This is a genomic window from Actinomyces sp. ICM47 (assembly GCF_000278725.1).
In the GTDB taxonomy this organism is placed as follows: Bacteria; Actinomycetota; Actinomycetes; order Actinomycetales; family Actinomycetaceae; genus Pauljensenia.
The window spans coordinates 1-15003 of record NZ_ALCA01000009.1; the positions used below are offsets into that span (position 1 = coordinate 1).

13 protein-coding genes and 3 pseudogenes are annotated in these 15003 nt (G+C 59.7%); 10 read left to right on the forward strand and 6 right to left on the reverse strand.

Annotated elements, in window-relative coordinates; genetic code table 11:
- Positions 1-26 precede the first annotated feature (26 nt).
- The 3 genes and pseudogenes from HMPREF1136_RS00435 to HMPREF1136_RS10390 form a co-directional block, all read right to left on the reverse strand.
- Positions 27-2468, reverse strand: coding sequence for a glycoside hydrolase domain-containing protein (locus tag HMPREF1136_RS00435; protein WP_009647335.1), 2442 nt, complete (start codon positions 2466-2468; stop codon positions 27-29).
- A gap of 383 nt (positions 2469-2851) precedes the next feature.
- Positions 2852-3079: pseudogene (locus tag HMPREF1136_RS11100) on the reverse strand (HNH endonuclease signature motif containing protein); the annotation flags it as partial.
- Between the two features lie 9 nt (positions 3080-3088).
- A pseudogene (locus tag HMPREF1136_RS10390) lies at positions 3089-3577 on the reverse strand (ATP-dependent helicase); the annotation flags it as partial.
- A 93-nt stretch (positions 3578-3670) separates the two neighbouring features.
- On the opposite strand from HMPREF1136_RS10390, the gene HMPREF1136_RS10395 reads away from it, so the two are divergent.
- The 3 genes and pseudogenes from HMPREF1136_RS10395 to HMPREF1136_RS10400 all read left to right on the forward strand — a co-directional run bounded on the left by HMPREF1136_RS10395 (position 3671) and on the right by HMPREF1136_RS10400 (position 4850).
- On the forward strand, positions 3671-3982 hold the full coding sequence (locus HMPREF1136_RS10395) for a transposase (protein WP_009647327.1): 312 nt from the start codon (positions 3671-3673) through the stop codon (positions 3980-3982).
- A gap of 36 nt (positions 3983-4018) precedes the next feature.
- Positions 4019-4246, forward strand: a pseudogene (locus HMPREF1136_RS11435) (IS3 family transposase); the annotation flags it as partial.
- A gap of 175 nt (positions 4247-4421) precedes the next feature.
- Positions 4422-4850: an integrase core domain-containing protein gene (locus tag HMPREF1136_RS10400; protein WP_198002789.1), complete on the forward strand. Its 429-nt coding sequence runs from the start codon at positions 4422-4424 to the stop codon at positions 4848-4850.
- A gap of 378 nt (positions 4851-5228) precedes the next feature.
- On the opposite strand, the gene HMPREF1136_RS00460 is transcribed toward HMPREF1136_RS10400, so the two are convergent.
- Positions 5229-5735: a hypothetical protein gene (locus HMPREF1136_RS00460; RefSeq protein ID WP_009647330.1), complete on the reverse strand. Its 507-nt coding sequence runs from the start codon at positions 5733-5735 to the stop codon at positions 5229-5231.
- A 281-nt stretch (positions 5736-6016) separates the two neighbouring features.
- Positions 6017-6160 carry a hypothetical protein gene (locus tag HMPREF1136_RS10980; RefSeq protein WP_198002790.1) on the reverse strand — a complete coding sequence of 48 codons (144 nt, stop codon included), beginning with the start codon at positions 6158-6160 and terminating at the stop codon, positions 6017-6019.
- 193 nt (positions 6161-6353) lie between these two features.
- On the opposite strand from HMPREF1136_RS10980, the gene HMPREF1136_RS00465 reads away from it, so the two are divergent.
- The 7 genes from HMPREF1136_RS00465 to HMPREF1136_RS00495 all read left to right on the forward strand — a co-directional run bounded on the left by HMPREF1136_RS00465 (position 6354) and on the right by HMPREF1136_RS00495 (position 14441).
- Positions 6354-7319, forward strand: coding sequence for an ABC-three component system protein (locus tag HMPREF1136_RS00465; RefSeq protein ID WP_009647325.1), 966 nt, complete (start codon positions 6354-6356; stop codon positions 7317-7319).
- On the forward strand, positions 7319-7765 hold the full coding sequence (locus HMPREF1136_RS00470; protein ID WP_009647329.1) for an ABC-three component system middle component 2: 447 nt from the start codon (positions 7319-7321) through the stop codon (positions 7763-7765). Before HMPREF1136_RS00465 ends, HMPREF1136_RS00470 begins: the two co-directional genes overlap by 1 nt.
- Complete coding sequence (locus HMPREF1136_RS00475) at positions 7762-9636, forward strand: AAA family ATPase (protein WP_009647337.1); 1875 nt, start codon at positions 7762-7764, stop codon at positions 9634-9636. Before HMPREF1136_RS00470 ends, HMPREF1136_RS00475 begins: the two co-directional genes overlap by 4 nt.
- Positions 9626-9862 (forward strand): helix-turn-helix domain-containing protein, encoded by a 237-nt coding sequence (locus HMPREF1136_RS00480; protein ID WP_009647326.1) that lies wholly within the window; start codon positions 9626-9628, stop codon positions 9860-9862. Before HMPREF1136_RS00475 ends, HMPREF1136_RS00480 begins: the two co-directional genes overlap by 11 nt.
- Positions 9863-9991: 129 nt before the next feature.
- On the forward strand, positions 9992-10822 hold the full coding sequence (locus tag HMPREF1136_RS10985; protein ID WP_009647333.1) for a site-specific DNA-methyltransferase: 831 nt from the start codon (positions 9992-9994) through the stop codon (positions 10820-10822).
- A complete protein-coding gene (locus HMPREF1136_RS10990; RefSeq protein ID WP_009647331.1) occupies positions 10804-11856 on the forward strand; it encodes a DNA methyltransferase in 1053 nt (350 codons plus the stop codon). Before HMPREF1136_RS10985 ends, HMPREF1136_RS10990 begins: the two co-directional genes overlap by 19 nt.
- Entirely contained in the window at positions 11853-14441 is a 2589-nt protein-coding gene (locus HMPREF1136_RS00495) for a DEAD/DEAH box helicase (RefSeq protein WP_009647336.1), read from the forward strand. Before HMPREF1136_RS10990 ends, HMPREF1136_RS00495 begins: the two co-directional genes overlap by 4 nt.
- Here HMPREF1136_RS00495 and HMPREF1136_RS00500 read toward each other — a convergent pair.
- Positions 14425-14907, reverse strand: coding sequence for a zinc ribbon domain-containing protein (locus HMPREF1136_RS00500; protein WP_314736723.1), 483 nt, complete (start codon positions 14905-14907; stop codon positions 14425-14427). The two genes, HMPREF1136_RS00495 and HMPREF1136_RS00500, sit on opposite strands and share 17 nt — an antisense overlap.
- Between the last annotated feature and the right edge of the window lie 96 nt (positions 14908-15003).

The window sequence follows — 15003 nt, forward strand, 5'->3', positions numbered from 1 at the left end:
CCCCAGCCATGAAGCAGATGACAAACTCAGTAGATGAATTCAGCTAGAGCTTGACATGCTGCCCTCTTGGTTTCTTCGCTAGGCTCAACGCCCGAGTAGCCGTATGCCCCATTGGAACCGTCTGTGAGAAGGCCAACGTATCTGTCATCCAATGGGCCATCAATTTCTGCAAAGAACTTGTCCTTTGCGGTTCCTCCGTCGCTTGCACCAACACTCTCAGAGATCGCCTTGAATCGCTGCAATAGCGAAACTGGATTGTTGTAGTAGCTCCTCAGCGTTCGGGACAGAAGGTTGGGGTCGTCGGCTCCCGAGCCTTTCAGCATCGCAGCCAGTTTGATCGCATCCCCGTCGCTACACAGGTCGGAGTAGTTGCAGCTGTTCGGCAGATCATTGGGGATGGTCAAACCTTGAAGTCCACTGTGATTCATATAGTTATCCCCTTGGCCAACAAGAGCCCTTGCTACTGCAATAATGTTTGAGCCGGGATTCAGTTCAACAACCTTTTGAATCGGACCGAGCGCTGAAGCTAAGTCACCCGCCCATCCCGTCCACTTATCAGGAACGAGCGGATTGAGGTTGATGTAGCCCAGGGTGGTCACACTCATATGCGGGATATCTACTGCACCACCTGCGGGGTCCGTCCATTCTTGTCGATCGGAGCGAATCCACTTATTCAAGGCAGAGATTATCTGGGACGCTTGAGTGTCATCTTCCAGCCTTTTCGCGTCCGTCTCCCGATATGCTTCAGCTGCCGCGGACCACTTTGCGCTTCCCTTGAGGTAGACCGTTGATAGGTAGTTCAGGACACATCGCCAAGTCGGAACTTTGACCCAAGTAACGTAGCTGCCGGATGTGATCGGATCCTCTCCGAAAGCGTAGTCCTTATAGACCACGCGCAATTCCTCGAACCGGCTCTCAAGCGCTTCGATCAGATCGAGAAAATCTAGAGCGTCGTAATTCACTGGCTGCGCGGGGCGCACCGACGAATCGGCTGACATGAGACCCGAATATGCCACGCGGTCAAGATCCCATTTCCCTCGATATCCACTGATTTCGTGGAACTGATCAAATACCCAGTTGTCGGGGATCGGGAAACCGAGATTACCTGAGAATCCGGTAGACATGTCAGAGACGAATGATGCTACCGCGTATCCAGCCTGAGCTATCCGGGTGCAGATGTTTCGTGAGGCGTAGATACCCACTCGGTAGCCGCCGCCGAGGCTTTGCGTTACTGCCTTGAAGTAGGGCAGGATGTGGCTGGTCACCTGAGGATCCGTGGCATCGTAGTCAACGGCGAAGTAGATCACTGTAGGTGGAACACCAAGTCGTTGGGCAGCGTATTGGGCCTCTTTCGCATGACGGTGCCCATTTTCGACACTAAAGTACTTAAGTTCAGTTGAGTACTCTTGAAAAATTGGGAAATACTTCAGCCCATGACCAACGATTCGCTCTAGCTCGCCTGTCCGGAGCGCCTTGAAATAGTCTGCCTCAGACTTACTGCTTTGGTTGGGTTCACTGAGATAGCGGCCTACGATCTGATAACCATCAGCCTTAAGATGTCCAGCAAGCTCGTCAGTGATCTCAAAGCGCGTATCGCAAGCCACACATGGCCGATTGGGGTCGCCTTTTGAAGTGAGCAGGCTCATCCATGTGGTTGGGTCGACCACCCCGGTCACTGGCAAGGCGTGTGCTTGCTGGAACTGCCACAGCGTGTTGCTGATTCCGCTGTTCCACGTGCTGGTCGGCAAAATGGAGTAGCCGTTGCAGACTAGATTCACAGTGGCTAGCCATACCCACTGGTTAGTGCCGCTACTAATTGTCCGTAGTTTGGCGCGAGTGCCTGCACCAAAATTCCCGGTGGCTTCGGCAGGTGTGTATCCTTCGATTGCTTGGAGGACCTGGATTAAAGCCGTGTTCATTTCACGACCGTACAAGCCATCAGTGGGGATGATCCCTGTGTAGTTCTTGTACCCACGGTTAATTGCTTGCTGCGCCTGACGAATAGCTGGCTTGCCGCCGTAGGCAGAGAGTAACCGGAACTGTTTCATTGACAGAAGCGCCATCATTAGTTCAACATCGACCGTTGCGCTCGTATCGCCAAGGCCAATATCGACTTTCATCTGGCGAATAGAGTCGGCCACGTGGTCGGTAAACTCAAGAGTGATGCCACCGTATTCGGCTCGATATCCCTTGCACCACAAGGCTCCTTGAATAATTCCATGAACATTGTCGTAGCCAGAAGTTTGAGTAATGCCGTTTGGCCAACGAGACTTGAATCGAGACTGTGTTCCAGAACCGAAATTGTTTGCCGTCGCTGTAATACCCAGCTCGATTTGCAGAGCGCGGATGAGTGCGTTGATTGTATCCCAGCCAGTGTTACCGGTTTCTTGGACTGAGCCGAACCCAGTTTTATTGCCGTAAGTCGAATTCAGCCACTGCTGAGTTGTCAGCACCATTTGATCTGCCATGATTCCTCCTTCAGAAATCAGTTGTTAACTCGAGGCAGGCGAACATCTGCCACGGAGGGATCCAGAACACCAGATGAGAAGCTCCGAGTTTTTACCCTCACCTGTACGTCACCGGGAAACCCGAATCCGGACGGGCAGAGCGAAACTTCGCGAGTTTCATCCCTCACTGGTAATGCCGACGAAGCCCGAAGTGTTAATACCCTGTTTGATTCGGGGACTTTGCACACGGTTGGCCCCGCCCGCTGACCTGTCCGAGCGTCGTAGAGATCGAGAGGCCCCAACCCTCCCCTCGCCAGCGCCGCCAGGTTCCCCCGTGTCTGCCGATCAGCACCGAGGTGCACATCTTTGAGGTTTCGCAACCTCGGCGCGACGTGGCGCAGATTTCAGTAGGTGTAGACCCTCGGGGTCTGCCTCCACCGGTCGCCGTCGAGCGCCGACTGGCGGGAGTGGCGCGGCTTACACAAACTGCGGAGATTGGCCTGGTCATGGGTGCCGCCGTGTTCCAATGGGATGGCGTGCTGGACTTCCTGCGAAGGGGTGTACCGGCCAGCCGCGAGGCAGTCCTCGCACAAGGGGTGGGCGGTGATGTAGGCGGTACGAATCTTGCGCCAGCAGGCCCACATGCATGACGACTCCTTCCTGCTTATGGTTGTGAGTTCGGTGGCGACCGCGTCGATCAATGCGGCCTGGGTCATGTCCTTCGCCTCCAGCGCCTTGAGGACAGCTTGGTCGAGGGTGTCGGTGGCGGTGAGGTGGGTGATGGTGACAGACTCGGCCTGTCCTTGTCGATACAGCCGGGCGCTGGTCTGCTGATACAGCTCCAAGCTCCAGGTCAGTGAGAACCACACGAGCAGGTGGCCACCGGACTGCAGATTCACTCCATGCCCAGCGGAAGCGGGGTGGATCAGGCCAAGCGGGATGTCGCCCCGGTTCCACGCCTCGATTTCCGCCGACGTCTTCAGTTCGCGGGCTTGTGGGAAGCGACGCTGGATGTGTTCGCGGTCGTGTCGGTACCAGTAGGAGACGAGGACGGTTTGGCCGTTGGCGGCCTCGATGATGTCTTCGAGGGCATCGAGTTTCGCCCCATGCACCTCGACCGTATCGCCATGCTCGGGCGTGTTTAATTGTCTGTGGGCTTAGGCTGGTCTTGTCGACACTTCGTTAAGCGGGCGTGTGTGCCTGCGGAGAGTGAGGTGCCTGTTATGGTTTTTCGTCGTCGTTTGACGCCGGAGTATCGTCGTGATGTTGCGTCTTTGATGTTGGATACGGGGGCTTTGATCGCGTCTGTGGCCCAGGATTGGGGGCTGGGTGAAACGGTGGTGGGCCGCTGGGTCAAACTCGAGCGCGAGCGGTGCCAGGCCGCCCAGCAGGGGCGCCCTGATCCACGCGAGATGGAAGCTGAGATCACTGCTTTGCGTCGGCGAGTGCGCCAGCTGGAGAAGGAGAACGAGTTCTTGGGAAAAGCCAACGCCTTCTTCGCCTCTGGGCACTACAACACCAGCGATTTGAGCTGATGGACGCGCACAAGGGCTTCCTACTCGATCACTGTGATGGCCAAGGTCTTGGGTGTCACGCGCGCGGGCTATTACGCGTGGAAAAACCGTGCACCCCAGCGGGGCGAGCGCGCGCTGGTGCGGAGGCGTTTGGATGAGGCGGTGGCCTGGGAACACGAGGTGTCCGGTGGCACGTATGGGGCTCCATGTGTCCGCCATGCTCTGGCGCGCGCGGGTGTGGATGTGGGTGTGTGCGCGGTCGCCGCGTCGATGCGCCGCCAGGGCCTGACAGGCCTGAACACGCACCCGCGCCCGGCTAGGCGCGGCCGGCGGGGTCCGGTGGCCCATGAGGACCACTGCGCCCGCCAGTGGGACCAAGGCGCCCTGGACCGGGTGTGGATCACGGACTTTACCTACCTGCGCTGCGCCCAAGGCTGGGTCTACCTGTGCGCCGTGCGCGATGCACACTCGCGCCGAGTGCTCGGATACGCCATGGGCGAGCAGCACAACACGCGCTCTGGTCATCACCGCGCTCGACATGGCCGCCACCACCCGTGGCAGCTTCCCCACTGGGATCGTGCTCCACGCTGATCGGGGAACACAGTTCACCTCCCAGAAACTGGCCGCCTACATGCGCGCCGTCCAAGGAACCGTGTCGATGGGACAGGCCGGAGTGTGCTGGGATAACGCCATGGCCGAATCCTTTTGGGCCACCCTCAAAACCGAGTACTACTACCGGCGCTCCTTTACCACCCGCGACCAGGTCTGCACTGGGGTCGCCACCTGGATCGAAGACTTCTACAACCGCCGCCGCATCCACACCAGCCTCGGCGGCAAACCCCCCATCGAATACGAACTACACCAAGCGGCCCAGGCAACAGCCGCATAAACAAACCGTCAACAACTTGCACACAGGCCCAGTTATCACCGCCCTCACGGGTGACACCTGCCACGTCGGCCAGCGCCATCAGGTCGTCGGTGTCGGCGACACGCACCTCGACGGTGGAGGCTTCGGAGCCAGGCAGGAGCACAGCCATGCGGTGCTGGGGTCGTCTGGTGCCGAAGATCGCGCGCAGCATCCGCCTGCTGGGGTGGATTTCTTTTGCAGCGAGTGCGGCAGCCGGGCTGGGGTGCTTGGCGATCTTGATCTTGAGCTTGGTGGGCATCCGGGTTTCCTTCCATGTGAGTGGTGGTACGCCCCATCACCGGGTTGGTGAAGGGAGTGCCTTGCATCTGTCAGGCATGGGACGCGCCGAAACCAGACGGCCTACGACTCGGTGAGTGTTTTGCGCAGTTGGGCCAGACCGCGCGAGACGGCTTTCCGCACCGCATCGGCACTGGTCGGCTGGCCTGCGCCGGTCTTGTCGGCGGCGATCTCGGTGAACCAGTCGCCGTGGAGCACATGCAGCTCGATGTACTCGCGCTGCGTCGCAGTCAGTGGACTCAGCAGTTCGACCACCGCGAGGTTGGCCTCGACCTGCTCGGTGAAGTCCGGATCTTCCGAGGCGAAGTAATCCGCGCCCAGCCCGCCACGCTCGTCGTCATCACCGTGGCCGGGTTGGTCGACGGAGATGTCGGAGCGGCGGCGATTATCCAGTTCGCGGTACTCGGCGTACACGTCGTCGAGGTAGGCGCGAGCCCACGTCGGACGCGAAGCCGGGTCGCGCAGCTGGACACGCAGTTTCTCGCTGTCGGGTAGGTCCGGGACGGGTAGGTCGATGGTGTTGCCCCTGGGGGTCAGGTATGGGACGGTGAATTGGTTGTTGAATGCCACGTGAGGGCTTCCCTTCTTACGAAGGGAGACCCCGTTGAGGGCAACCGACGAGAGGCCGTGGTGTTGAGCGGAAACAGTGAGGGGCACCAACCCGACCCGGGGGTGAACCCGGATACAGGTGGTGCCCGTCAAGCGCTCAACGGAGGTCTCCCGAATACGGGTGAAAAACGCATGCGGGTGTAGGAGGAAGGCGGCCGGCCGGTGGCCGGTACGGCTTTGACCGCCACAGCGGTTGGGCTGTCCTGCCGGATGACGTCTGGCCAGCAGAACAGCCGTGAGGGCTACTTGCCCTTACGCGGCTTGGCCTGAGCCAGCGCCGAGGCTGCGACCGACTTCGTCTTGGCCGAGGTGCGACCGTCGCGCAGCAGTGCGGCCGCCTTCTTGGCGACCGGTCGAGACGTCTGCTTCGTGTTTCGTGTACCCATGTCCTTGTTCACCTCCTGCCTCAGTTCGCTCCGACACGGTTACGCGTTCGTGAAGATGAACGCGACAAGAGTGAAGCGGCCTTGTAAGATCGAAGGAACACAGGTTCGCTGTTCGCCCTTGTGGTTCTAGGTTCCCCGATGACGTTTTTCTGATCGGCTGGGAAGCGATGGGTCGCGATGGAGAGGTGGTGCGGTGGATTATAAGTCGAGCTTCCATGCCGTTTTGGCGACGGTGCGCCCGCTGATGAAAGGCACCCGTAACCTTGGCGAGTTCACCGCAGGTCTCATCGACATGGGACTCGTGCCTCGCGGAACCGTCGACGGTGAAAAGACCGCGCTTGAGATGCGCAAGTCGGCGACGTGGAAGGGGTACGCCAACGGGTCTGACCAGCTGCCTACTGTGTTAGCGAGCGAGCTGGCTGGGCGATGGGATCAGTTTCGGTTCGCCAGCAACGTCTCCCAGGCATACGAGGAGTCGGCACTCAATGACCTAGCCGACCGGCTCCACGACCTTGACGAGTCGATCAACAAGGGCAATGTTACCGAAGGTCTAGGCCAGCTGTTCTACAAGGTGTTCACCGAAGCTGCCGGTGAGACCGCTGCCGTAACGGAGCCCTTGACTTTGGCAGACAAGGCCGACCGATCTGGCGTCCCGTACATTGACGAGAAGATGAATCGCCTCAGGCTTGGCGACCGCTCGGTCGCGTTACCGCAGAAGCATCCAACACCGGACACAGTTCAGCCTGCTGAGCTGGGGTATGTTTCGGCGCTCCTGGCCGCGTATTGCGAAGACAAAGCCCGTACCGGCGTTGAGGTGCAGCTGGACGACATCCCGTCGCGTCTGGTTCAACACTTCCAAGAACAGCGCAAAGCGTTCTACCGTGCCGAATGGGTACGAGAAACATCGTGGAACTGCATCCACGATGGGCGGCCATTGTTTGACGATTTCCTGGAAACGATGCACGCGGGAGTCTCCGACACCAACTTGCGTCAGTACCCCAACGGACTCGAACGTCTCTTCGCGACACTGGCTCAAGCAGCCGCAGTCCAACTCGACGGTGTCCGGCTCGACCAGATCATTGACCTGATCGACGTGTGGAGCCGGAAAGGTTCCTGCCACGAACTGGTCGCCCGGAAGCGGCTGGGATGGGTAAATTGATGCGCGCCACGTCCCTAGACACAAGTTTCGAAGCTGAACTGCGCGGGCTTATCTTGCTGTTCCTGCTCGGAGATGCAGCGGATGCCGACTACCTGGGTGCCCTAGACACCATCACCGTCAACGCCCACACCTTCGGGGTCGGGGCAGAGAGCCTCAACGGCACCCACCGACTGGCCAGCGCGGAACTCCACACGCGCACAGTCCTGATGACCCAAGCTCTCCAGCATTTGGCGATCCAAGGATTCGTGACACTACAGCCAGATCGTTCTCCGGCGGCCTTCACGATTACCGCTGAGGGTGAATCAGTCGTCAACCATTTCCGCTCCCGATACGCCGGTCAGTTGTTCGACACCGCGTTGGAGACGATCGAGCGGGTTGGCGACCTGAGCACGAGCGAGCTGGCTCAGATCATCAGGTCAGCGACCCCGGAAGGAGAAACGCGATGACACCTGGCTTCTGGATCAGCAGCATCACCGTGGCCGGGCACCCCACTCGGCGGGACTCCAGCGTTGGTTTCGAATCTGGACTCAACGTCATCTACGGACCGTCTAACTCCGGCAAGTCCTGGGTGCTTCAGTGCATCGACTACGTATTCGGGCTGAAAGCTGACGAGTTCGTCCTCGACGAAAACTCCGGCTACACCGAGGTGCGTATGGGGGTGCGCACCGCGCAGGGCTCACTCACGTTATCGCGCTCCATCGGTGAGGGAGCCAATAACATCGAGGTCTCCAGCACAGACCCACGAATTGAGTCTGGAGTCTACAAACGTCAATCGTCTGGCCGTTCCCCGCTGCTCAGCTCGGTGTGGCTCAAACTCATCGGCTACGACGCCCCTGAAAACCTGAAAATCATCAAGAACCAAAACCTTGAAACCCAGGCGTTGACGTGGCGTACCTTCTGGCATGCGCTGTACGCGGATGAAGACCGGATCAGCACCAAGAAACAAATCCTTCTCCCTCTTCAGGCCACCGCACAGCCCGCGTTCAAATGCGCCCTAGCGTCACTGATCACCGGCAAGGACTATGCCGCCTACGCTCGTGATGAGTCTGTCGAAACGAGGAAATTGCGTAACAACGCGATCATCGACTACCTCGAGCCGCTACCCAAACAGCTTGAAGAACGAATCGAGTTGATCGACAAAGCACTCGGTAGCAGCGACCCAGCAGAGATCCAGCAGCGCATCGATGAGCTGACCGCAGAACTGGAACGTGTCCAGCAACGCATCACACACGCCACCGTGCAGGGGCAAGACATCGTCGCACGCCTCCAACAGGTGCGTGACTCGCTGGCGGAATCCCGCAGTCTGCGGAACCGATACGAGGAACTTGCCGCCTCCTACCGTGCCCGCATCGAGCGGTTCGATTTCGTCGAGGAAGGCCACGCCCTCACCGCACACAGGGAACCGGCAACAACCTGCCCCGTATGCACGCAGGCACTACCGCCGGAAGCGCGATCCGCAGTTCCAGAGCCCGATCTGCGTGAACGCCACGACCTAGCTGCCCGACTCAACGATCTTCGTCAAACGATCCATCAGATGGATGTTGAACAGGCACCACTGCAAGAACAAGAGCAGGATTTCGCCGCAGAAGCCGAGCACATTGCCCGGCGCATTAGCGGCGAGTTAGAGCCGCAACTGCAAGCCCTCTCGACTTCGCTTGCCAGTCACAACGCGATCATCGCCATGCAGGCAGAAAGAGAACAGCACCTCGAACGCAAACAAGCCATCGAAGACGAACTTGAAGAACGCAAGAATCGCACATTCCCCAAGGGCAACTTCAATCCGCTCGACGAATACCCGAAAACGTTCTGGTCGCAGATGGGCACCAACCTGCTCGACGTCCTTGGAGCCTGCGTGTTCCCCAGACTCAAAGATGCCCAATTCTCGCACGAACTGTTCGATGCTGTCATCAACGGCAAAACAAAAGCGAAGGAAGGGCAGGGCTACCGGTCGTTCGTCAACACCGCTGTCATGCTCGCCCTCCGGGAATACCTCGCCTCCGAGGACGCCACACACAACCCCGGCCTGCTTATCATCGACACCCCACTACTGGGGCTCGACGATCCACAGCTCGACCCCGAGCTTCAAGAAGCCCGTGAAACCATCCCCGCTGCCCTCTACGACTACCTCGCCCTCGAACAAGACGGCGGTCAGATGATCATCGCTGACAACACCAAGTTCATGCCCGACATAGAACCGCTAAAGGACCGATGCAATCTCATCGTATTCACGAAACGCGAAGGAGAAGCACGCTACGGCTTCCTGCTCGATGCCCAGGACGAAGACCTGATCGATCTGGAGGGAACAGATGACAACTAACCGCGCCTTCAGCTACACGCCCCTCTGGAAACTCCTCATCGACCGCGATATGAACAAAACCCAACTTCAAGAACGTGCAGGCATCAGTCCAGCCACCCTGTCCAAACTCGGACGCGGCGGCAACGTCACGACCGACGTCCTTGCCCGCATCTGCGAAGCTCTCGACTGCGACGTCGCCGACATCTGCGAGGTCGTCCCCACCGATATGAAGGGAGTAACCGACTAGATGACCGCTCAACGCCTGCAGCTCACCTGATACAACAAGGACAAGGCTCTCATCCCCACCGAGACCGGCAAGTACGGCTACACGTGGGTTGACCCCTCTGATCCGCGTTACTGCGAAACCCACACCCTCGTGCTGGACGACTACGTGCAAGGCACCCAAACGGAGAAGTCGGATGAGTTTGCCTACTCCGAGCGCGCCGATCTGGAACCTCAGGACGACAATCTGCTCATCCTCGGCGAATCCGGCGACGTCCTAGAGGCCCTCACTAGAGTGCCCGAACTGGCCAAGAAGTATGTGGGGCAGGTGAAGCTGATCTACATTGATCCGCCGTTTAACACCGCGCAAACATTTGCCAGTTACGAGGACAACCTAGAGCACTCTATCTGGCTGACGATGATGCGCGACCGGCTGCTGCACATGAAGAAGCTGCTTACCGACGACGGTTCGATCTGGGTGCATCTTGATGATGTGGAAGTGCACCGGATGCGACTCCTTATGGATGAGGTCTTCGGTGCGGAGAATTTTCAGGCAGAGGTTGTTTGGCAAAAGGCCGACTCTCCGCGGCGTGGTTTGGGATTTTCGGTTGACCAGAATTTCGTCATCGTCTACCGGCGCAGCGAGGCATTCGAGCCAAATAAGGCACTGCGCACAGCGGCTGACAACGCCCGATTTTCCAATCCGGACAATGATCCTCTTGGGCCTTGGTGGGATGACAATCCATCCGGTAATCACGGAGATGGCTCTGGTGGTATGTGTTACGCGATTCAGAATCCTTTGACCGGGGAGATGATGCGTCCACCCAAAGGCGCCAGTTGGAGGTACTCGCAACAGCGCATTCTCGCCGGCTTACAGGGATGGGTGCCGTACCGGTTGGAGAACCTGCATAACGCAGAATGGCGTGCCTCCAACGAGGGAGCCCTCGCGAGAAGGCGTCCGATGACGTGTGCGCGCTCGTCCTAGATGTCTCGCTCAATGAAGCACGTGAACGGGTCGCGGCACGGCGAACTTCGGGCGAGCCACTGCCCGAGATCCTGATCCGATCAACGGGAGGAATCGGTCGTAAGGCGTATATCCCCACCGATGGAAATAATCCTCGAACGTGGTGGGAAAACAAGGACGTAGGCCACAATCGCGCGGCCAAGTCCGAACTGAAGGCTCTGTTTCCGATTCTTACCCCTTTTGACACACCGAAACCTGAGCGCCTCCTTGAGCGCATTATTCACACCGGATCAAACCCTGGCGACATCGTCCTGGACGTGTTTGCTGGTTCCGGGACGACGGCGGCGGTGGCGCAGAAGATGGGGCGGCGTTGGGTGACGTGTGAGTTGTTGGAGTCGACGTTTACGACGTTCACGCGCCCTCGCCTGGAGAAGGTGCTCAACGATCAAGACCCGGGAGGGATAACCCGGACGAAGGGCGAACGAGTCGACGCTACGGAAGACGGGCTGCCTGATGGTGTCTCGCCGGAGGACGCCGCGAAATTCACGAGCGTGCTCAACAAGCTGATCAAGGACGACCCGGAATTAAAGAAGAGCGTCGAGGTGAAGACACTGAAGGCTGCCTCGAAGACCAGGCGCACGAAGGAAGTGCTGAACTGGCGTGGTGGCGGCGGCTTCCAGGTCGCCCATCTGTCGCCTGCGTGCTTCGACTACGCCCCTGAATTGGACAGGGTGATGCTGACGGCGGCCGCGACCGGACAGACCCTGATCGAGTCGGTGGCTGCCAACCTCGGGTTCACACTGTTGCACCCGGATGATGACTATATTTTTGATGCCCGCCGTGGCAATGCCTTGTTGAAGGTGGTGGAGGGTGTCGCCACGACCGAGATCGTTGACTGGCTTGCTTCCCAAATCCAGCCCGGCGAGACAATCGTGCTGGCCGCCACCACGGTGATAGACGGTGTGCGCCAGCATCTGCGCAAACTGGTGAAGGGGTCGCGGGTGGTCGCATTGCCCGATGATGTGTTTCGGTACAGCGAAGGTGGTGACCAATGATGGCGAACAGGCTCAACATCAGTTTTGACTCGGACATGCTGGAGTCGATCAGTGCCGAGCTCGACTTGCGTGCTCCGAACAAGGAAGCACTGCGCCAGCTGGTCTTCACTCTCGACGGTGACTATGACCCGACCGTGATGCAGGTGCTCAACCTTGCTACGGGCGTGGGCAAGACCTACTTGATGGCGGCGTTTGTGGAGTATCTGCGCCGCCAAGGAGTTGGCAACGTCGTGATCGTCACCCCAGGCAAGACGGTGCAGGCCAAGACCGTGCAGAATTTCACGCCCGGCACGCCCCGCTACATCACCGGCGCGGCGGTGCCGCCCGAGGTGGTGACCCCACAGGACTACTCGGCGTGGATCGCCCGGCAGAACGGCCCGGCCCGACTCGCGTTCGGCCGTGAAGTGCCAATGCTGGCGTTTATCTTCAACATTCAGCAGCTCATCGCGCCGAAGGAAGCCGAGGGTGACACCCACGGTGGTCCCCAGGACGCGATGCGCCGTAAGCCCCGCCGGTTCGATGAGAACGCCGGCGTGCTCTTTGACTACCTGAAGAACCTCGATGATCTGGTTGTGATCGCCGACGAATCCCACCTGTACGGGTCCAGCGCGGTCGCGTTCAATGCAGCGTTGAAGGAACTCGACCCAGCAGCGGCGATCGGGTTGACCGCGGCGGTGGACAAGACCACCGATCACGTCATTTACGAGTACCCGCTCTACCGCGCCATCCAGGACAAGTACGTCAAGGCCCCGGTGTTGGCGTTCCGCAAGAATGGATATGGCACCGATGAAGCCTCCGAAGAGCAACAGTTGCGGGACGCTCTGCAGCTACGTGCGATCAAGCAGGCCTACTACGACTCGTACACGGCTTCCCAGAACCGCGAGCATGTGAACGCGGTCGCTTTCGTGGTCTGCTCCGATGTGGAGCACGCCACCCAGGTTGCTGAGCTGTTGCGCACGCCGGAGTACCTCGGCCGAGAATCGGCTGTGCTGCAGGTGGACTCCAAGCACGAGGATGAGTTGACCCAACGCCGCCTCGACGAATTGGATCAGCCCGAATCGCTTGTGCTGGCAGTGGTTAGCGTGAACAAGCTCAAGGAAGGCTGGGACGTCAAGAACATCGCCGTCGTGGTCACGCTGCGGGCGATGGCCTCGGAGGTGTTGACCCAGCAGACCATGGGACGTGGCCTGCGTTTGCCGTTCGGGAAGTACACGGGCGTGTGGCAGATCGACCAGCTCGATATCATCGCTCACCAGTCCTTCGCCGAATTGTTGAACGCCGAGAACGTGCTGCAGCAGTTCGGATTGGACGAAGCTGTCCCCGAACCCGACAAGGCCAAGGTTGAGGAGGCGATCCGCAAAGCCGCCGAACAATCCAACTCGGATACAGGCACAGACTCGACCGGCGGTCAAGCATCGACTACGACTATTCCGTGGCCTGGTGCTGGTACCAGCGGTGCTAGCACCGGTGGTGTGGAACCGCATCCGGGCACCGTTCCCGTCGGCGGCAGTGATTCCCCGGGTGCGGGTTTGCCCGGTGTCGGGGTTCGTACCATCACCGAGCAGGAGGATGAGCTCACCTGGGAGTTGGTTTCGATCGGACGGAACCCGAGCTTTGCTGACGTGTCCTACCGATTCCCGGTGACGACGATGACGGTGCAGCAGCCGCCCATTGGCCTGTCCGAAATCAGTGACGCCGTGATCGAGCAAGCGGCCCGTCGGGTTACCTCTGCCGGGGACGTGCTGCTGCGCAAAGAGATCATCGCCGCCCTAGGCAAGAAACTCCGGACAGAGGATCGAGAAAGCGCCGAAGTCGACTCCGTCCACGTCGACAACGCCGATGCCGAGGAGGCGCTGGTCAAACTGGTGATCAACATGTCGCTGGTGCCCAAAACCGAACAGACCGCACGCTACGTCGCCACGTTCCTGGTGCCGAAGTTCATGCGCGCCGTGACGTTCACCGGCTGGACCGTCAAATCCCTCGACTCCGCCCGCGCCGAACTCCTAACGCTGATCAAGAACTACACAACCGAGACACTGCGAGCCACCCGCGAGGTGCCGACCATACAGCCCAAGCAGATGCCAGGCACCGGCTACACGCTCCCGTTAGGTGAGAAGGTGCATGACCAGATCGAGAGCCGTGCCCAGTTCGTGCGAGGCCGGGTCTACGGCGGCTGGTTCAAGTCGCTATTCGCCGAGGAATCCTTCGACTCCTTCACCGGCGAATACCAGCTTGCTCGCCTGCTCAACACGTCGCCGGGGATCGTGTGGTGGCATCGCCTGCATCCGCAAGACCAGGCGTTCGTGTACTACAACGCGAAAGACCGCTACTTCCCCGACTTCGTAGCCTTGGACACCAACGGGGTGCATTGGATCATCGAAGGCAAGGACGAGCGCGGCCGCGATGACGCCAGGGTGCAGGCCAAGCGTAAGGCTGCCGAGGCGTTGGTGCGCCGGTTGGTGGCTGAGGATGCCTACGCCGGTCAACACTGGGGCTATCTGATCGCCTACGAGCAAGACACCGCCCGTGCCGACTCGTGGGAAGACCTGAAAGCCTTCGCCAGCCCGGTCAGCAACGCCCTGTAGCTGCGAGTTCGCCTGGGCGCATCACGGGACTCCAGCGTTGCGGGAGGACGAGGGTGACGGCCTCGCTGGTAATGAACACGAATCCGAGCCTGCCATCGGTGAGCGTGCACCCGCCCTCCAGCACCGCAAGGAAGTCCGGGATGTGGAACGCAAGCTGCGTCGGCGATTCGGTCAGGAGCTTCTCGATCGCGGCACGGAGCGTCGACGGACGTCGCCGCGCACCCGTTGACTGCAGGCTGTCCACGGCCTGATCAACCGCCGTGCTGTTGCGCCCAGCGAGCACCTGCAACGCCTCGGCCATCTTCACCAGCAGCACCTCCTGGTAGAGGTGGCTGGTGGTGCAGGTGCCGCGCTTGACGTAGTTCGTCGGACACTCCCACACGTCGACCCGGTTCGGGGTGCCCGAGTGCCAGGTCTTGCGGCCGAACGGCCGTCCGCAGTCGCCGCAGACGATCTTGCGGGACAGGCACTTGCCGAAGGACTTGTAGCCGCGTGGGTCGACGCGGGTGTGGCCTGTTCTGGTCGATCTGCTCGAGCGCGATCAGGTGTGCGTGCATCAGAG